Here is a 2543-nt window from a genome sequence, read left to right on the forward strand (position 1 = left end):
TGAGGTTCCCCCGTTGCTCGGGAGGTGCTGATCAGCTGGTCAGGGAGGGTTGACGGGGTTTCAGGTTCGCTCGTTCGGTCGTTGCCTGTTCGGCGTAGTGCTTCTCCTCGAACTCGACCGGGCTGAGGTAGCCGAGCCGTTTCTGGATGCGCCGGCTGTTGTAGAAGCCGTCGATGTACTCGAAGAGCGCGAGGTTCGCCTCGGCACGTGTGGCGAAGACGCGGCCGCGCACGCACTCGGTCTTGATCAGCATCCACAGGTTCTCCGCGAGGGCGTTATCGTAGGAGTCCCCGATGGAACCCATGGATGCGTCAACTCCAGCTCGCAGTAGTCGGGTTGTGAGCTTGATGGACGTATATTGACAGCCGTGGTCGGCGTGGTGGATGAGTTTGCCGGGCTCGACTTCACGACTGGCGAGCGCGTACTCGAGTGTGGTCAGGACCAGGTCGGCGTCGGCGCGGGCGGAAGTCTCCCAGGCGACGACGCGGCGGGAGAACGCGTCGCGGATCGCGGAGAGCCACAGAGGGCCTTCGGCGGTGGAGATCATCGTGAGGTCGGTGACCCACAACCGGTTCGGCGCGGGCGCGGTGAAGTCCCGGTTGACCAGGTCCGGGGCGAGCGTGGCCTTGGGGTCTCGCCGGGTGAAGCCCTTGCGGCGTGGGCTGACACCCGCGAGGTCGGCCTCGCGCATCAATCGCTCGACCCGCTTGCGTCCCACCCGCGTGCCCTCGCGTCTGAGCACGGCGTGCACGCGTGGAGACCCGTAGATACCGGCGGAGCCGGCGTGGATCTCCCTGATCCGCTCGGTCAGCTCGACGTCGCGACGCCGCCGGTCGCAGGGCTCCTTCTCGGCGCGGCGCCAGCGGTAGTAGGTGGAGGAGGAGATGTGCAGTTCCCGAAGTACGCACTCGACTCCCAGGCGGGGATGCTCGCGGGCGAGCGCCGTCACCTGGGCCGGGTCGGGTCGAGTTGCGCCGCGAAAAACGCCGAGGCCGTCCGCAGGACGTCGTTGGCCCGCTTGAGCTGGGAGTTCTCCTTGCGCAGGGCCGTGAGTTCGGCACGTTCGTCGGTAGTGAGCCGGTCATCCCGCTCACCGGCGTCCGCCTCGGCCTGGCGGATCCAGCCGCGCAGGGCCTCAGGATGCACACCGAGGTCGACAGCCAGCTTCTTGATCTGCGGCTTCGGCTCCGTGGTGCGATACATCCGTACCGCACGCTCACGCAACTCCAGCGAGTATTTCCGGGGTGCAGCCATGGTCACAGGTCCTCTCATGAGTCCCATCTGACCCGTGAACAACTTCCTCCGCATCTCGGGGGAACCTCAGGTGGGGTGCTCGAAGTTGACGTACCAGTTCCGCAGCCCGGCCGTCGTGTAGAAGGCGTTGATGCTGAACCACGCCGTCGGCGGCTTCCACAGCAGCAGCTCCGTCTCCTGCCACACCCCGGGCGCGAGCTCCCACTCCCCCGACGCCATCGCGTCGAACGCCTCCGTGCGCACCGACCGGTCGCCGTCTGCGCGGGCCTTGGCGTACAGGGTGGGCCAGCGGGCCGCGGCTCCCGGCGCGCATGCGGTCACCGGCGCCTGGTCCGTGTCGGCGAGAACCCGTAGCGCCTGTTCGCTCCACATCCGCCCGGAGCGGTGCACATCGCGCCGAACGACCCTCTCCCCCGTCTCGAAGGTCTGCACCGGGTGCCTCCCTCGCGAGCCCAGCCGGGACGTCCGGCAGGGCGGCACCACCTCAGCGCACAGGGGCGGGGTGGACAAGCCGCCGTTCGGGGCGGCTTGCCCGCATTCCCGTTCAGGCTTGCCCGGCCGCCGGCTCCCACAGCGGGCGGGCAAGCCCGGTCCCGTCGCAGTGGAAGCACCGGCCGCCCCCCGGTGTGCTGCGGGCGCCGATGGTGCCAGCGGCGATCTGGAAGAGCCGGGTGAGGCCGACGGTGTGCGCCGCGTGTATTGGGAGCTCCTGCCGTCTGCCGAGCGTGACTTCCAGCGCGACGCCGGGGCCGGTGAAGTGGGCCTGGAGGCCGCCGGTCATCGAGCGGAGCGTCTCGTTCAACTCGTGCATCGTCTCCGCACCGGACAGCTGCACGCGGGCCGCGAGGATGGTGTCGGTGGCCGCGGCGAAGGACAGCAGGCCGGCCGGACGGGCGAGCGGCCCGACGCGGCCCACCGGGTCGGGATGGGTGTGCTGGAGCTGGAACAGGGCGTGCCACAGACTGCCCGGCAGATCCTGGGTGGTGGTCTCTTCTCGGCTGCGACTCATACGGCCTGTGTAGGACCTGCCGTGGGCTGTGGCCGTCAGGTGAGCCCGCCCGTCCCACGCGGTGGCGCGAGAACCTCGGGGCCTGGTCCACCCTGCGGGCCGGGCCCGTGGTGCGGGCCGGCCGCCCCCGGGCACGCCCCTCGCCCCCGGGCGCAGCCGGGCGCAGCCGGGCGCGAGGAGCGTGTCAGGTCAGGACGCCACACACCCGGAATCCGCCGTCTGGCCGGTGTTCGCCCAGGTCAGTACGTCAGGATCGCCGCAATGTCAGGACGGATGTCAG

The 2543-nt window shown here is 69.8% G+C and carries 4 protein-coding genes; all 4 read right to left on the minus strand.

The genetic code is table 11. The features are described from left to right. Window positions 1-31 precede the first annotated feature (31 nt). Window positions 32-949 carry an IS3 family transposase gene (locus tag QMK24_RS41000; protein ID WP_283472007.1) on the minus strand — a complete coding sequence of 306 codons (918 nt, stop codon included), beginning with the start codon at window positions 947-949 and terminating at the stop codon, window positions 32-34. Next, window positions 946-1254: a transposase gene (locus QMK24_RS41005; protein ID WP_283472008.1), complete on the minus strand. Its 309-nt coding sequence runs from the start codon at window positions 1252-1254 to the stop codon at window positions 946-948. Before QMK24_RS41005 ends, QMK24_RS41000 begins: the two co-directional genes overlap by 4 nt. A gap of 66 nt (window positions 1255-1320) precedes the next feature. Continuing rightward, complete coding sequence (locus QMK24_RS41010; RefSeq protein ID WP_283472009.1) at window positions 1321-1686, minus strand: hypothetical protein; 366 nt, start codon at window positions 1684-1686, stop codon at window positions 1321-1323. Window positions 1687-1798: 112 nt separating this feature from the next. Continuing rightward, window positions 1799-2263: a hypothetical protein gene (locus QMK24_RS41015; RefSeq protein WP_283472010.1), complete on the minus strand. Its 465-nt coding sequence runs from the start codon at window positions 2261-2263 to the stop codon at window positions 1799-1801. Window positions 2264-2543 lie beyond the last annotated feature (280 nt).

This window comes from Streptomyces sp. PH10-H1, assembly GCF_030063355.1.
GTDB lineage: Bacteria > Actinomycetota > Actinomycetes > Streptomycetales > Streptomycetaceae > Actinacidiphila.

What these genes read in the sequence shown, in the direction of transcription:
- QMK24_RS41005 (WP_283472008.1), bottom strand. Translation starts at nt 1,254, where the DNA reads ATGGCTGCACCCCGGAAATACTCGCTGGAGTTGCGTGAGCGTGCGGTA.
- QMK24_RS41015 (WP_283472010.1), bottom strand. Translation starts at nt 2,263, where the DNA reads ATGAGTCGCAGCCGAGAAGAGACCACCACCCAGGATCTGCCGGGCAGT.